The 14755-nt window shown below is 59.9% G+C and carries 23 protein-coding genes; 2 read left to right on the forward strand and 21 right to left on the reverse strand.

Annotated features, from left to right (window positions below; all coding sequences use genetic code 11):
• Positions 1-89 precede the first annotated feature (89 nt).
• Entirely contained in the window at positions 90-743 is a 654-nt protein-coding gene (locus tag F6X40_RS18695; protein WP_187628823.1) for a c-type cytochrome, read from the reverse strand.
• A 220-nt stretch (positions 744-963) separates the two neighbouring features.
• On the opposite strand from F6X40_RS18695, the gene yihA reads away from it, so the two are divergent.
• Together yihA and hemB are read left to right on the forward strand one after the other, a co-directional pair.
• On the forward strand, positions 964-1626 hold the full coding sequence (yihA, locus tag F6X40_RS18700) for a ribosome biogenesis GTP-binding protein YihA/YsxC (protein ID WP_018420165.1): 663 nt from the start codon (positions 964-966) through the stop codon (positions 1624-1626).
• Between the two features lie 278 nt (positions 1627-1904).
• Positions 1905-2903, forward strand: a complete 999-nt coding sequence (hemB, locus tag F6X40_RS18705; RefSeq protein ID WP_184065475.1) for a porphobilinogen synthase — start codon at positions 1905-1907, stop codon at positions 2901-2903.
• A gap of 122 nt (positions 2904-3025) precedes the next feature.
• Here hemB and dsbD read toward each other — a convergent pair whose 3' ends face one another.
• The 20 genes from dsbD to rplN form a co-directional block, all read right to left on the reverse strand.
• Positions 3026-4906 carry a protein-disulfide reductase DsbD gene (gene dsbD, locus F6X40_RS18710; RefSeq protein WP_187628824.1) on the reverse strand — a complete coding sequence of 627 codons (1881 nt, stop codon included), beginning with the start codon at positions 4904-4906 and terminating at the stop codon, positions 3026-3028.
• The gene (gene cutA / locus F6X40_RS18715; RefSeq protein ID WP_187628825.1) at positions 4899-5225 is read right to left on the reverse strand and encodes a divalent-cation tolerance protein CutA; all 327 of its coding nucleotides are present in this window, start codon (positions 5223-5225) and stop codon (positions 4899-4901) included. The genes dsbD and cutA overlap by 8 nt, the downstream gene beginning before the upstream one ends.
• A 189-nt stretch (positions 5226-5414) precedes the next feature.
• On the reverse strand, positions 5415-5807 hold the full coding sequence (gene rplQ, locus F6X40_RS18720) for a 50S ribosomal protein L17 (protein ID WP_013090750.1): 393 nt from the start codon (positions 5805-5807) through the stop codon (positions 5415-5417).
• 195 nt (positions 5808-6002) lie between these two features.
• Entirely contained in the window at positions 6003-6980 is a 978-nt protein-coding gene (locus F6X40_RS18725) for a DNA-directed RNA polymerase subunit alpha (protein WP_007730697.1), read from the reverse strand.
• Positions 6981-7104: 124 nt separating this feature from the next.
• Positions 7105-7728, reverse strand: coding sequence for a 30S ribosomal protein S4 (gene rpsD, locus F6X40_RS18730; protein WP_013090752.1), 624 nt, complete (start codon positions 7726-7728; stop codon positions 7105-7107).
• A gap of 147 nt (positions 7729-7875) precedes the next feature.
• Positions 7876-8280, reverse strand: a complete 405-nt coding sequence (gene rpsK / locus F6X40_RS18735) for a 30S ribosomal protein S11 (protein WP_006052224.1) — start codon at positions 8278-8280, stop codon at positions 7876-7878.
• Positions 8281-8308: 28 nt separating this feature from the next.
• Entirely contained in the window at positions 8309-8674 is a 366-nt protein-coding gene (rpsM, locus tag F6X40_RS18740) for a 30S ribosomal protein S13 (RefSeq protein WP_013589830.1), read from the reverse strand.
• 41 nt (positions 8675-8715) lie between these two features.
• Entirely contained in the window at positions 8716-8832 is a 117-nt protein-coding gene (gene rpmJ, locus F6X40_RS18745) for a 50S ribosomal protein L36 (protein ID WP_004199844.1), read from the reverse strand.
• Positions 8833-8852: 20 nt separating this feature from the next.
• Complete coding sequence (gene infA, locus F6X40_RS18750; RefSeq protein WP_004521905.1) at positions 8853-9071, reverse strand: translation initiation factor IF-1; 219 nt, start codon at positions 9069-9071, stop codon at positions 8853-8855.
• Between the two features lie 8 nt (positions 9072-9079).
• Positions 9080-10426: a preprotein translocase subunit SecY gene (secY, locus tag F6X40_RS18755; protein WP_013090753.1), complete on the reverse strand. Its 1347-nt coding sequence runs from the start codon at positions 10424-10426 to the stop codon at positions 9080-9082.
• A 46-nt stretch (positions 10427-10472) separates the two neighbouring features.
• A complete protein-coding gene (gene rplO / locus F6X40_RS18760; protein WP_018420156.1) occupies positions 10473-10907 on the reverse strand; it encodes a 50S ribosomal protein L15 in 435 nt (144 codons plus the stop codon).
• Between the two features lie 29 nt (positions 10908-10936).
• On the reverse strand, positions 10937-11119 hold the full coding sequence (rpmD, locus tag F6X40_RS18765) for a 50S ribosomal protein L30 (protein WP_008923335.1): 183 nt from the start codon (positions 11117-11119) through the stop codon (positions 10937-10939).
• A gap of 11 nt (positions 11120-11130) precedes the next feature.
• Positions 11131-11649 carry a 30S ribosomal protein S5 gene (gene rpsE, locus F6X40_RS18770; protein ID WP_075303262.1) on the reverse strand — a complete coding sequence of 173 codons (519 nt, stop codon included), beginning with the start codon at positions 11647-11649 and terminating at the stop codon, positions 11131-11133.
• 14 nt (positions 11650-11663) lie between these two features.
• Positions 11664-12029: a 50S ribosomal protein L18 gene (gene rplR / locus F6X40_RS18775; protein ID WP_008923336.1), complete on the reverse strand. Its 366-nt coding sequence runs from the start codon at positions 12027-12029 to the stop codon at positions 11664-11666.
• A gap of 12 nt (positions 12030-12041) precedes the next feature.
• Positions 12042-12572, reverse strand: coding sequence for a 50S ribosomal protein L6 (gene rplF / locus F6X40_RS18780; protein ID WP_187628826.1), 531 nt, complete (start codon positions 12570-12572; stop codon positions 12042-12044).
• 18 nt (positions 12573-12590) lie between these two features.
• Positions 12591-12986, reverse strand: a complete 396-nt coding sequence (rpsH, locus tag F6X40_RS18785) for a 30S ribosomal protein S8 (protein ID WP_006052216.1) — start codon at positions 12984-12986, stop codon at positions 12591-12593.
• Between the two features lie 14 nt (positions 12987-13000).
• Positions 13001-13306 carry a 30S ribosomal protein S14 gene (gene rpsN, locus F6X40_RS18790; protein WP_090802162.1) on the reverse strand — a complete coding sequence of 102 codons (306 nt, stop codon included), beginning with the start codon at positions 13304-13306 and terminating at the stop codon, positions 13001-13003.
• A gap of 7 nt (positions 13307-13313) precedes the next feature.
• Positions 13314-13853 (reverse strand): 50S ribosomal protein L5, encoded by a 540-nt coding sequence (rplE, locus tag F6X40_RS18795; RefSeq protein WP_090802163.1) that lies wholly within the window; start codon positions 13851-13853, stop codon positions 13314-13316.
• A gap of 16 nt (positions 13854-13869) precedes the next feature.
• Complete coding sequence (gene rplX / locus F6X40_RS18800; RefSeq protein WP_184035555.1) at positions 13870-14178, reverse strand: 50S ribosomal protein L24; 309 nt, start codon at positions 14176-14178, stop codon at positions 13870-13872.
• Between the two features lie 9 nt (positions 14179-14187).
• Positions 14188-14556 carry a 50S ribosomal protein L14 gene (gene rplN, locus F6X40_RS18805; protein ID WP_006998478.1) on the reverse strand — a complete coding sequence of 123 codons (369 nt, stop codon included), beginning with the start codon at positions 14554-14556 and terminating at the stop codon, positions 14188-14190.
• Positions 14557-14755: the final 199 nt, after the last annotated feature.

Below are 14755 nucleotides of genomic sequence, written 5' to 3' on the forward strand. Positions count from 1 at the left end.
TGACGGGCTGTCGTAGCGACGACACCCTCACCCTTTTCTTGTTTTTCACCGGCCTCGCCGGGCCGGTTGGATTTGCGCGGACGAAGCGCTTAATGCAGGCCCGCGATGTAGTCGGCAACCGCTTTGATTTCGTTGTCCGACAGACGCGATGCTATCGCATGCATCGCGTCGTTGTTATTACGAGCGCCCGGACCTTGCGTGAACGCGGTCAATTGCGTCACCGAGTACTCGGCCCACTGCCCCGACAGGCGTGGATACTGGATCGGAATGCCCTGCCCCGTGGGCCCGTGACAGGCCGCGCAGGCCGGCACCCCGCGGTCGGCAATCCCACCGCGATAGATCTGCTGCCCCACCGCGACGGTCTTCTTGTTGTGCGCATAGCCTGGCTTGGGCGTCTGCGTCGAGAAGTAAGCCGCGACGTTGATCATGTCCTGATCGGAAAGCGCGGCGGCCATGCCCGCCATGATCGCATTGTTGCGCGCGGCCTGTTTGGCGCCCGGCTGCACCTTGAAATCTCTGAGCTGCTTGACGAGGTACTCAGGATGCTGGCCCGCCAGTTTCGGGTATGCGCCGCCGGCACTGTTGCCGTCTGCGCCGTGACATGACGCGCATACCTGTACCGCGATTGCCTGCCCCCGATTGATGTCCGGCTTTGCCGGATCTGCTGCTCGTGCCTGAATTGCCAAACCTGAAAGACCTGCCGTTACATGAAGCACCATCAGAGTCTTGCACAGTCGATTCATTCGCACACCCTGTCTCGTCTTGTGGGATTTTAGATGTTCTGCAAAGTACGACGACGGCGACCGAGTGACCGCCAGGAGCCGCCAAGGCACGTGGGGCGGCCTCCTAAGGTTTTCAGTAAACCATCGTATTGTACAATAACTCGCTAATCGCTTAGACGCCAGTCGGGCTTGACCCCGTTCCCGCTGCGGGCTCCGCAGCTTCTCCAATCTGGCTTCCACCATGCCCTTCCTGCTCCACGAATCCCGCTTCTATACCACCGTCAATCATCTGCGCGACCTGCCGGCCACCGCGCAGCCCGAGATCGCTTTCGCGGGACGCTCGAACGCGGGCAAATCGACCGCGATCAACGTGCTCTGCAATCAGAAGCGACTTGCATTCGCAAGTAAGACGCCTGGCCGCACGCAGCACATCAATTATTTTTCGGTTGGCAAGGCGGATGAGCCGACCGCCTATCTGGTCGACCTGCCGGGCTACGGTTATGCGGAAGTGCCGGGTGCGGCGAAGGCGCACTGGGAAGCGCTGCTGTCCACGTATCTGCAATCACGCTCGCAACTGCGCGGCATGATCCTCATGATGGATTCGCGCCGCCCTCTGACGGATCTCGATCGGCGCATGATCGAGTGGTTCGCGCCGACCGGCAAGCCGATCCACACGCTGCTCACCAAATGCGACAAATTGACGCGCCAGGAAAGCACGAACGCGTTGCGCACCGCGCAGAAGGGACTGGCCGAATATCGGGCTGCGGGCTATCGCGGCGAACTCACCGCGCAACTGTTTTCGGCGCTCAAGCGAACGGGGCTCGATGAAGCGCATGAGCTGATCGAGAGCTGGCTGATCCCGGAGGCAGCGGGCGAAACAGGCGAAACGCCGGCCGCGGGCTGAACGCATATCAATGCAGGAATCCCGCGGCACGCGTGATATGCCTGTAAAACCCGCGTCAGAGCGCGTTTGCGGCCGCGCATAAAAAAACCCGCCGCTTGAACGGCGGGTCAAACAGCCTAATCGAAAAACGACAGGCACCCGCTCAGGGAGGAGAAGCGGGGAGGTCAGCGCTAGGCGCCTTGCTCGATCGGTATGATATACCATTGTCTCGAAAAGTTTCCGGGAGCGGAGTCAGGTGCTATTTGTCCACTCCACCTATCCACGATCTTCGATTCGATATGAGCTTCTACCCGCACTACCGTCCGCGCCGCATGCGCCGTGACGACTTCTCGCGTCGCATGATGCGCGAAAACATCCTCACGACCAACGATCTGATTTACCCCGTGTTCATCGTCGAGGGAACCAACGTGCGGCAAGCCGTGCCGTCGATGCCGGGCGTCGAACGTGTGTCGGTCGATCTGCTGATGGGCGTCGCCGGGCAGTGCGTCGAACTGGGCGTGCCGGTGTTGTCTCTGTTTCCCGCGATCGAGCCCTCGCTGAAAACACCCGAAGGCCGTGAAGCGGCCAACCCGGCGGGCCTGATCCCGCGCGCGGTGCGTGAGTTGAAGAAGAATTTTCCGGAGCTCGGCGTGCTCACCGACGTGGCGCTCGATCCGTATACGAGCCATGGTCAGGACGGCGTGCTCGACGAAGCCGGCTACGTGATCAACGACGAAACCGTCGAGATCCTCGTCGAGCAGGCTCGTGCGCAGGCGGAAGCCGGCGTCGACATCGTCGCGCCGTCGGACATGATGGACGGACGCATTGGTGCGATCCGCGAAATGCTCGAGAGCGAGGACCACATCCACACGCGCATCATGGCGTACGCGGCGAAGTACGCTTCGGCGTTCTACGGCCCGTTCCGCGATGCCGTCGGTTCCGCGACGAACCTCGGCAAGAGCAACAAGATGACCTACCAGATGGACCCGGCAAATTCCAACGAGGCGCTGCGCGAAGTGCAGGCCGACATCAACGAAGGCGCGGACATGGTGATGGTCAAGCCGGGCATGCCGTATCTGGACATCGTGCGTCGCGTGAAGGACGAGTTCCAGTTCCCCACCTACGTGTACCAGGTAAGCGGCGAATACGCCATGCTGAAGGCCGCCGCGCAGAATGGCTGGCTCGATCACGACAAGGTGATGATGGAATCGCTGCTCGCGTTCAAGCGTGCAGGCGCGGACGGCGTGCTGACGTATTTCGCGCTGGATGCCGCGAAGATCCTGCGTTCGCAGAAGTAAGCCAGGCGCGGTTTAGCGCGCGGCCATCGAGAAAAAAACGGAGGCGAACCTTAGGGTTTCGCCTCCGTTTTTTGTGCTGCCGTTTGCGAAGCGGCGGTCTTGCAACGCCCCGCGGCCTTCGATTACACCCCCGATGCACTCGCCCGATCCAGTGTGCGCAGGAATTTATCCGCCGATTCGTAGCCGACCTCCCGCAACACTTCCTTGCCACCCTGATCGAAAAAAATAATCCCCGGCGGCCCGAACAGATTGAAGCGCTTGAGCAGCGCCTGGTCGTCGGTATTGTTCGCAGTGACGTCGGCGCGCAGCAGATTCATCTGCTTCAGCTTCGCCTGAACGCGCGGGTCTCTGAAGGTGAATTTCTCCATCTCCTTGCAGCTCACGCACCAGTCCGCGTAAAAATCGAGCATGGCTGGCTGCGCCGCCGTTTTGACGGCCTGGTCGAGCTGATCCGATGAACGTACCGGCGCGAACGTCAAATCGCTTTGCGGCGCCGGCGCGGCCGCGCTGGAGCCATCCTTCGCGATGCTCGCCTGATTGCCGACGCGAGCCGCGAGCACCGCCAGCGGTCGCAGCGGATCCAACGATCCCGCCGCGAGGCCAACTAGAAGCGCGGCTGCCCAAACCGCCATCACGACGCCGACCGCCCGCCCAAGCCGGTGCCATATCGAGGCGCCTGCAACCGACTTGGAAAACAGGCCGAGCGCAACCGCGGCGATCAGCAGCCAGAGGGCGCTCAACAGCATCGACGCCGCCCCGCCGAGCACCGGCCAAACAATCCACAGCGCCGCGGCCAGCAGAACGACGCCAAAGAACACTTTTACGCTGTCCATCCACTTGCCCGCGCGCGGCAGCAGTGTACCCGCGCCGAGGCCAATGATCAGCAGCGGCAGCCCGAGCCCGATGCCCATCGAGAACAGTGCCGCGCCACCGAGCACGGCGTTGCCGGTATGCGCGATGAACGCGAGCACCGCAAAAAGCGGCGCGGTCATGCAGGCGCCGACCACCAGCGCCGACAGCGCGCCCATTACGGCGACCGCGGTAAATTTGCCACCCGAGCGTCCCGCTGACGCGCTCGACATGCGATCGCGCCAGCGCGGCGGCAGTTCGAGATCCACACCGGCGATCAGCAGCAGCGCGAAAATCGTCAGAAGGCCGCCGAACGCGCCGAGCACCCACGGGTTCTGCAGCCATGCGCCGAGACTCTGCCCGACGAGTGCCGCCACGACACCCAGCACCGTGTACACGAGCGCCATCCCGACTACATACGCGAGCGACAGCGCGAAGCCACGCCTGCGCGTGACGCGCGCTCCCTCACCGATGATGATCGCCGACAGAATCGGAATCATCGGATACGAGCACGGCAGCAAGCTCAGAATGGCGCCGGCAACGAAATAAAGCCCGACGATCGCAAAAAAACCGCCACGCTGCAGCAGCGACTGCGCGTAATCGGCGCTGGTGGCGCGTTCGTACCAAGGTTCGTCGTCAGTGGCGGCGGATTGTTGCGCGGTTGGGGTCGCCGCCCCGCTGCCAGCCAGCTGCAGCGCCTCGCTGCTCACGTGGTACACGCGCTCCATCGGGGGGTAGCAGATGCCCGCGTCGGCACAGCCCTGCGACGTCACCGCAAGATCGAACGGTCCGGCAGCCTGCTTGACCGGAATACGAATCGTCAGCTCGTTGCGATACGTCTCGACATTCTTGTTGAATGTCTGATCGAACTTCACATGACCGCCTGGCAGTTCAGGCTCGCCAAGCGTCGCCGTGCCGTTGCGGGTCGCGAACGCGAAGCGCTCGCGGTACATGTAGTACCCGTCCGCAATCTTGTAGGTGACGACGACTTGGCCGGGGGCCTCGGTCGCGCTGAACCGGAACGCGACGGACGGGTCGAGGAAGTCGTCCGCGGCGCGCGCGAGCGTGGCGACTTGCGCGAGGAACACGCAGCCGAGTAGAAAGAATGCGGTGCGCAGCGCAGCGCGCGCGCGCCGGTCGAGACCGTTAAACATGAACAGGGCGTTGGGTTTCAGCAGTGATCCACTGGCCGTAGGCGGCGGAGGCCGTCGCTTGCCATGAGAGGATTTCCGGCGTGCCGTAGGGATGGTGAGCCTGAATGTATTGCTCCAGTTCGAGCGCGCGAGCGGCGCTGGTCTTGAACAGCAGCTGGATTTCCTGCGCGGTTTCGATCGCGCCCTGCCAGTGATAGCTCGACTGCACGCTGCATAGCTGGGTGACGCACGCGCAAAGGCGAGCGGCGAGCGCGTCGGCTGCGAGCTTTTGAGCGCCGGCCGCATCCGGCACCGTTGTCAGCACCAAGGTCACATTCACACCAAGCTCCGGCGGCGCAGGATTTCGATCCCGATATCGTATCACCTGGCCCTGTCGCCCTGCAGGGCACCACGCGGTGCGGCCGCGACATTTGGTCACTGCGAAGCGGCTTTCGCTATCAATGAAAAATCCGCCGCAGAAAACAAAAAAGCCAGGCGATGCGCCTGGCTTTTTGTCGAAGCAGAAAGCTTACTCAGCTTCTTGCACTTCCGTTTCTTCAACTTCCGGACGGTCGAGCAGTTCGACCAGTGCCATCGGCGCATTGTCACCAACGCGGAAGCCGAACTTCAGCACGCGCAGGTAGCCGCCCGGACGGTTTGCGTAGCGCGGGCCGAGCACGTCGAACAGCTTCGTGACCGAGTCACGATCGCGCAGGCGGTTGAACGCCAGACGACGGTTTGCGAGCGACGGCTTCTTGCCGAGCGTGATCAGCGGCTCGACGACTTTACGAAGTTCCTTGGCCTTCGGCAGCGTGGTCTTGATGACTTCGTGCTCGATCAGCGAGTTGGACATGTTACGGAGCATTGCCAAACGGTGGCTGCTCGTGCGGTTCAGTTTCCGCAGACCATGACGGTGACGCATGTTAATTCCTTCAGTTCAAAGTTTTGGTCCAGCTCTTCTATCGCACTCGTTCTGCAGCATCGACTACAAACAGTGAGCGCACGGGCCGGTAGTGACAAAAGACAAGACGCGGATTTTAAAGGAAAATCCGCGCCTTTGCCAGTACAGTACAGTACAGCGGTGCAATTCGCGGTCACACCCGACCGAGTTGTCCGCTTACTTGTCGAGACCAGCCGGCGGCCAGTTTTCGAGCTTCATGCCGAGCGTCAGCCCACGCGATGCCAGAACTTCCTTGATCTCGTTCAGCGACTTGCGGCCCAGATTCGGAGTCTTGAGCAGTTCGTTCTCGGTACGCTGGATCAGGTCGCCGATGTAGTAGATGTTCTCGGCCTTCAGGCAGTTCGCGGAACGAACCGTCAGTTCGAGATCATCGACCGGACGCAACAGGATCGGATCGATCTGCGGTGCGCGCGACGGCGCTTCCGCCGCTGCTTCGGTACCTTCCAGCGCCGCGAACACCGACAACTGATCGACCAGAATGCGCGCCGATTGTCGGATCGCTTCTTCCGGCGAAATCACACCGTTGGTCTCGATGTTCATCACGAGCTTGTCGAGGTCGGTGCGCTGCTCGACGCGAGCGCTTTCGACCGCGTAGCTCACGCGACGAACCGGCGAAAACGAGGCGTCCAGCACGATCCGGCCGATGATCTTGGCCGACTCTTCACCGTAACGACGCACATTGCCCGGCACATAGCCGCGGCCCTTTTCGACCTTGATCTGCACGTCGAGCTTGCCGCCCTTCGACAGATGCGCAATCACGTGATCGGGATTGATGACTTCGCAATCGTGTGCGAGTTCGATATCGCCGGCCGTGACCACGCCTTCGCCTTCCTTCCGCAGCGTAACCGTCACTTCGTCACGATTATGCAGCTTGAAGACGACGCCCTTCAGGTTCAACAACAGGTTGACCACATCCTCTTGCACACCGTCGAGCGTCGAATACTCGTGCACGACGCCTGCAATCGTCACCTCGGTCGGGGCATAGCCCACCATCGACGACAACAGCACGCGCCGAAGCGCGTTGCCCAAGGTGTGGCCATAACCGCGTTCAAACGGCTCCATGACCACTTTCGCGTGGCTTTCGCCAAGCGATTCAACTGCAATAATCTTGGGCTTCAACAAACTGGTTTGCATAGGTTTTCCTTTTCAATACCCTCGGCTCGTTACACCGATAAGGCTGACCGGTAACAACCTGAAAATAAACAGCCGAGACGCCCCCTTGCGCAACGCAATCAGGGCGCCCCGGCCGTCAATCCGATTACCGCGAATACAATTCGACGATCAGGCTTTCGTTGATGTCGCCAGCGATGTCGCTGCGTTCCGGCTTCTGCTTGAAGGTACCTTCGAACTTCTTCGCGTCGACCGCGACCCAGCTCGGCATGCCGCCTTGCTCAGCGAGCGACAGCGCCTCAATGATGCGAGCCTGCTTGCGCTTCTGTTCGCGCACGGCGACGACGTCCCCCGCCTTCACTTGCATCGACGGGATGTTCGTCACGACGCCGTTCACCGTGATTGCCTTGTGGCCAACGAGCTGACGTGCTTCAGCACGCGTCGAGCCAAAGCCCATGCGATACACGACGTTGTCCAGACGCGATTCGAGCAGTTGCAGCAGGTTCTCACCCGTGTTGCCCTTCAGGCGGTCTGCTTCAGCGAAGTAGCGACGGAACTGGCGCTCGAGGACACCGTAGATACGCTTTACTTTTTGCTTCTCGCGCAGCTGAGTGCCATAGTCGGACGTACGTGCGCCCGAGGTACGGCCGTGCTGGCCGGGCTTGCTGTCAAGCTTGCACTTGTCAGCGAGCGAACGGCGCGCGCTCTTCAGGAAGAGGTCAGTGCCTTCACGGCGAGACAGCTTGGCCTTGGGGCCGATATAACGTGCCACGTTGATTCCTTCTGTGATTTGTCACGCGAATGCTTCCACTCGCGCTAGTCCGAACCCTTTGAGTCGAACGGTGGGCTTAGTCAATTCAATAACGCGCGCAGCCCGCCACCGCGCAAGGCGGCAACAGGCGCTCGAAATACCAGCGTCTTAGATACGACGACGCTTCGGCGGACGGCAGCCGTTGTGCGGGACCGGCGTCACGTCGGAGATCGCGGTGATCTTGATGCCAAGACCATGCAGCGCGCGCACCGCCGATTCCCGGCCAGGACCGGGGCCCTTGATCCGCACTTCGAGGTTCTTCACGCCGTATTCCATCGCCACGCGGCCAGCTGATTCAGCTGCGACCTGAGCTGCAAACGGAGTCGACTTACGCGAACCCTTGAAGCCCTGACCGCCCGACGTTGCCCAGGCAAGCGCGTTGCCTTGACGGTCGGTGATCGTGATGATGGTGTTGTTGAACGACGCGTGAACGTGAACCACGCCCTCGGCGACGTTCTTCTTGACCTTCTTGCGAACGCGTTGCGCCGCGGAGTTGTTCGAAGCCTTAGCCATTACGTTTTCCTGTAACTGTCAGTTCCGCTTACTTCTTCAGCGATTGCGCTGCACGACGCGGACCCTTGCGCGTACGGGCATTCGTACGCGTACGCTGGCCGCGCAGGGGCAGACCCTTACGATGCCGCACGCCACGATAGCAGCCGAGATCCATCAGGCGCTTGATGTTCATCGTCGTTTCACGGCGCAGATCGCCTTCAACGATGAACTTGCCGACTTCTTCACGCAGCTTTTCGAGGTCTGCGTCAGTCAGGTCTTTGACCTTCTTCGAAAATGCCACACCAGCAGCGACGCAAATGTCGCGCGAGCGCGTGCGACCGACACCGTAAATAGCCGTCAGGCCGATTTCAGTATGCTGGTGATTCGGGATGTTAACCCCTGCGATACGAGCCATTGTTTTTCCTCAAACAAAAAGCGCAAGCAAAAGCGCGGCGTTCAGCCTTGACGCTGTTTGTGGCGCGGATCAGAACTGCAAATCACGCGCACAACGCCTTTGCGCTTGATGATCTTGCAATTGCGGCAAATGCGCTTAACCGATGCCATCACTTTCATGATATTACCCTTTTTTCAAATCACTTCGCCCGGAACACGATCCGCGCACGCGACAGATCGTAAGGCGTCAATTCAACCGTCACCTTGTCGCCCGGCAAGATCCGGATGTAGTGCATCCGCATTTTGCCGGATATGTGTCCCAACACGACATGGCCGTTTTCCAGCTTCACCCTGAAGGTAGCATTAGGCAGGTTCTCGATTACTTCGCCCTGCATCTGGATAACATCGTCTTTGGCCATAAGTCCTTTCAACGCATCGGGACGCCGCCGCCTTTGAAATTAGCTTTCTTCAGCAGCGATTCATACTGTTGCGACATAACGTACGACTGCACCTGCGCCATGAAATCCATTGTGACGACGACAATGATCAGCAGCGACGTTCCACCAAAATAAAACGGCACGTTCCAGCGTAGCACCAGAAATTCAGGCAGCAGGCAAACGAACACGATGTAGATCGCACCGGCAAGCGTCAAACGCGTGAGGATGCGGTCGATATATCGCGCCGTCTGATCGCCCGGGCGGATACCTGGGACGAAAGCGCCGCTCTTTTTCAGGTTGTCGGCCGTTTCCCTGCTGTTAAACACCAGTGCAGTGTAGAAGAAGCAGAAGAAGACGATCGCCAGCGCGTACAGCAACACGTACACCGGTTGACCGGGCTTCAGGGCTTCGGCAACGTTGTGCAACGTGTCTGCGAACCAGCTGGTACGCGAACCCGAACTGAACCAGTTCAGGATAGTTGCCGGGAAGAGAATGATCGACGATGCGAAGATCGGCGGAATCACGCCCGACATATTCAGCTTCAGCGGCAAATGCGAAGACTGGCCGCCGTAAATCTTGTTGCCCACCTGCCGCTTCGCATAATTCACAAGTATCTTGCGCTGGCCGCGTTCGATGAACACCACCAGATAGGTCACAGCAGCAATCAGCGCGACGACGATAATCGCCGAGATGATGCTCATCGAGCCGGTTCGCACCAGTTCAAAGAGACCACCGATTGCGTTCGGGAAACCCGCCGCAATACCGCCGAATATGATGATCGAGATACCGTTGCCAAGCCCGCGCTCCGTGATCTGCTCACCCAGCCACATCAGGAACATCGTGCCGGTCACCAGCGTCACGACCGTCGTCAAGCGGAAAACCATCCCCGGATCGATCACGAGGCCCGGCTGATTTTCCAGAGCGACGGCAATACCGAACGCCTGGAACGTCGCCAGCACAACCGTGAAGATCCGCGTGTACTGCGTAATCTTTCGCTGACCTGCCTGCCCTTCCTTTTTCAGCGCTTCGAGCTGCGGCGAAACAATCGCCAGCAACTGCATGATGATCGACGCCGAAATGTACGGCATGATCCCCAGCGCGAAAATCGTGAACCGCGAAAGTGCGCCACCCGAGAACATGTTAAACATGCCAAGGATGCCGCCCGACTGGCTTTGGAACAGTTTCGCCAGTTGGTCCGGGTCGATACCCGGCACCGGAATATGCGCGCCGATACGGTAGACGACTAGCGCCAGCAGCAGGAACACTGCTCGCCGGCGCAGATCGCCAAACTTCGCCGCGCTGCGACCGGGTTTTGCGAGACTCGGGCTGTTAGCCAAGTACCTTCTCCGATGCAAGTGCTAGTGACGGCAATTAACTTGCGCGTTACTCGGCAAAAGAGCCACCGGCTGCCTCGATAGCAGCACGTGCGCTCTTCGTCGCACCCAGACCCTTCACAACGACCTTGCGCTTGAGCTCGCCCGTTGCAATGATCTTGGCGCTACGGATCAGCTCGCCGACGAGGCCGGCTTGCTTGAGAGCCAGCAGATCGATTTCGTCGACCGGCAGCTTCTCCAGATCCGAGAGACGTACTTCACCGACGAATTCCTTCGTCAGCGAGGTGAAGCCACGCTTCGGCAGGCGACGTTGCAGCGGCATTTGACCGCCTTCAAAGCCAACCTTGTGAAAGCCGCCCGAACGCGACTTCTGACCCTTGTGACCACGGCCAGCGGTCTTGCCGAGGCCGGAGCCGATGCCGCGACCAACGCGGCGCTTTGCGTGCTTCGCGCCTTCGGCCGGCTTCAGGTTATTCAATTCCATTATCAACTCCTTGAGTCCTGGTCAGCCGCTTAGCTGATGACCTTAACGAGGTACGAAACCTTGTTGATCATGCCGCGCACAGCCGGCGTATCCTGCAACTCGCTAACCGAGTTGAGTCGGCGCAGGCCCAGGCCACGCACCGTTGCACGGTGCGATTCACGGGTGCCGATCAGGCTCTTGACGAGCTGGACCTTGACAGTTTTATCAGACATGGTGTCCACCTTTAGCCCAGAATTTCTTCGACGGACTTGCCACGCTTCGCAGCGATGTCGGCCGGCGTGGACTGCTTGCGCAGGCCATCGAGCGTCGCACGAACGAGGTTGTACGGGTTCGTCGAGCCGTGGCTCTTGGCCACAACGTTCTGCACGCCCATCACGTCGAACACGGCGCGCATCGGGCCGCCCGCGATCACGCCGGTACCGTCCTTCGCCGGAGCGAGGAGGACCGTCGATGCGCCGTGCTTACCGTGCACTTCGTGTTGCAAGGTACCGTTCTTCAAAGGCACCTTGAACATGTTGCGGCGAGCCTGTTCCATCGCCTTCTGGACAGCGACCGGCACTTCCTTCGCCTTGCCCTTGCCCATACCGACGCGGCCATCACCGTCGCCAACCACGGTCAGTGCAGCGAAGCCGAGAATACGGCCCCCCTTCACGACCTTGGTCACGCGGTTAACCGCGATCATTTTTTCACGAAGGCCGTCGTCGCGTTCGTCAGCCTGAACTTTAGCTTGCATCTTTGCCATGACGAATTCTTCCCTTAGAACTTGAGTCCGGCTTCGCGCGCCGCGTCAGCCAGCGCTTTCACGCGGCCGTGGTAACGGAAACCCGAACGGTCGAAGGCGACGGATTCGATGCCGGCAGCCTTAGCCTTTTCTGCAATGCGCTTGCCGATCAGGGTGGCAGCAGCAACGTTGCCGCCCTTTCCCGATTGATCGGCCAGTTGCGCACGCACTTCGGCTTCGAGCGTCGACGCGCTAGCGAGCACCTTGGTGCCGCACGGCGAGAACACTTGCGCATAGATGTGCGTGTTCGTGCGATGCACGGCGAGACGCGCGACCTGCAGCTCAGCGATCTTGATACGCGTCTGACGAGCGCGGCGCAGGCGAGATTGAGTCTTATCCATGATTGCGCACCCTTACTTCTTCTTCGTTTCTTTGAGGATCACAACCTCATCGGCGTAACGCACGCCCTTGCCCTTGTAGGGCTCCGGCGGACGGTAGCCGCGCACTTCTGCAGCGACTTGACCGACTTGTTGCTTGTTGATCCCCTTGATCACGATTTCGGTTTGCGACGGGGTTTCTGCCTTGACGCCAGCCGGCATCTGGTGCACCACCGGGTGCGAGAAACCCAGCGACAGGTTCAGCTTGTCGCCTTGCGCTTGTGCGCGGTAACCGACGCCAACCAGCGTCAGCTTGCGCTCGAAACCCTTCGTCACGCCGTACACCATGTTCGCAACCAGCGCGCGCATCGTGCCCGACATCGCATTCGCCTCGCGGCTTTCATCGACCGGCTCGAACTTCAGCGTGCCGCTGTCGTTCACTACCTTCACGAGGCTGTTGGCAGCCTGCGAAATCGTACCCAGCGGACCCTTGACAGTAATGCTGTCGGCGCTCAGGGCCACTTCCGCGCCTTGCAGCGCGATTGGGCTCTTACCTACTCGAGACATGTTTCTCTCCTTTCGGCCTTAAGCGACATAGCAGATGACTTCGCCGCCAACGCCCGTTGCACGTGCCTTGCGGTCCGTCATCACGCCCTTCGGCGTCGACACGATTGCCACGCCCAGGCCATTCATGACCACGGGGATGTCGTTACGGCCGCGGTACACACGCAGACCAGGCTTCGAGACGCGTTCAATGCGCTCGATGACCGGACGGCCAGCGTAATACTTCAACACGATGTTCAATTCCGACTTCGCACCTTCGGACTTCACTGCGAAATCGTCGATATAACCTTCGTCCTTCAGGACCTGCGCAATCGCAACCTTGACTTTCGACGAGGGCATAGTCACCGAAACCTTCTCGACCATCTGCGCATTGCGGATGCGAGTCAGCATATCGGCGATAGGATCACTCATGCTCATTTATGTTTCTCCTATTACCAGCTCGCCTTGGTCAGGCCAGGGATCTCGCCGCGGAACGCGATTTCGCGAATCTTATTACGCGCCAGCCCGAATTTACGGAACGTGCCGCGCGGACGACCGGTAATTGCGCAACGGTTGCGCTTACGGGTCGGGTTAGAGTTTCGCGGCAGTTGCTGCAGTTCCAGGCGTGCTGCGTAATGCTCTTCTTCCGACTTGCTCGTATCGCCAATGATTGCCTTCAATGCTGCACGCTTGGGAGCGTACTTGGCGGCGAGGCGAGCACGCTTCTTTTCACGTTCGATCAGTGCCAGTTTAGCCACGGTAACCTCAGTTTCTGAACGGGAACTTGAAGCTGGCGAGCAGAGCCTTTGCTTCGTCGTCAGTCTTCGCAGTCGTCGTGATGCTGATGTTCAGCCCACGCAGTGCGTCGATCTTGTCGTAGTCGATTTCGGGGAAAATGATCTGCTCTTTCACACCGACGTTGTAGTTGCCGCGACCATCGAACGCCTTGCCCGACACGCCACGGAAGTCGCGCACACGGGGGAGCGCAACCGTCACGAAACGGTCCAGGAATTCGTACATTGCCTGGCCACGCAGCGTGACCATTGCACCGATCGGATAGCCCTGACGGATCTTGAAGCCAGCGATTGCCTTGCGTGCCTTCGTGATCACCGGCTTCTGGCCCGCGATCTTCGTCAGATCGCCAACGGCGTTTTCGATGATCTTCTTGTCAGCGACGGCTTCGCCAAGGCCCATGTTCAGGGTGATCTTGGTGATGCGCGGCACTTCCATCACGGACTTGTAACCGAACTTCTCGATGAGGCCGGGTACAACCTTCTCTTTGTAAAACTCTTGCAAACGAGCCATTTTTTACTCCGCAGCGTCAGGCGCTCAGTACGGCACCGGTCGTCTTCAGGAAACGGACCTTCTTGCCCCCTTCGACCTTGATGCCTACACGCGATGGCTTGCCATTCGCGTCCACCAATGCGACGTTCGAAATTTGCAGCGGCATCGTCTTGGCTTCCACGCCGCCCGTCGTACCCTTCATCGGGTTCGGCTTGACGTGCTTCTTGACGAGGTTGATGCCCTCGACAGTGACGGTCTCGCCGTGAACGGCCAGCACCACGCCACGCTTGCCCTTATCTTTGCCGGTGATGACGATAACTTCGTCACTCTTGCGAATCTTGTTCATCGCGACTCCTTACAGCACTTCAGGCGCCAGCGAAACGATCTTCATGAATCGTTCGCTACGCAACTCGCGCGTGACAGGCCCAAAAATACGGGTACCGATCGGTTCGAGCTTGGTGTTGAGCAACACAGCCGCGTTGCCGTCGAACTTAATCAGCGAGCCGTCCTGACGACGCACGCCCTTGGCGGTGCGAACCACCACGGCGTTGTAGATTTCGCCTTTCTTCACGCGCCCGCGCGGCGTTGCCTCTTTGACAGTCACCTTGATGATGTCGCCAATGCTGGCATAACGACGCTTCGAGCCGCCGAGCACCTTGATGCACATGACTTCACGTGCACCCGTGTTGTCGGCCACTTCAAGCCGAGTTTCGGTCTGGATCATGGTTTATCTTTCCCAACTTAATCCGGTCACACCACCATGGCGCTTCCCGGTCAGTCTTGGTCCCGTCAGCCGATCGGCTGCTTGGGTTAGAACAGCAGCGACGGCAAACGAAACCCGCCATCGCAATCCGGTGAATCCTTCGGTCTAGGCTGGCGCCCGAACCGCTTCCCCCACCAACTTCGCCCGCGACGGGGCTCCC

Source organism: Paraburkholderia sp. UCT31 (genome assembly GCF_014397655.1).
GTDB lineage: Bacteria > Pseudomonadota > Gammaproteobacteria > Burkholderiales > Burkholderiaceae > Paraburkholderia > Paraburkholderia tuberum.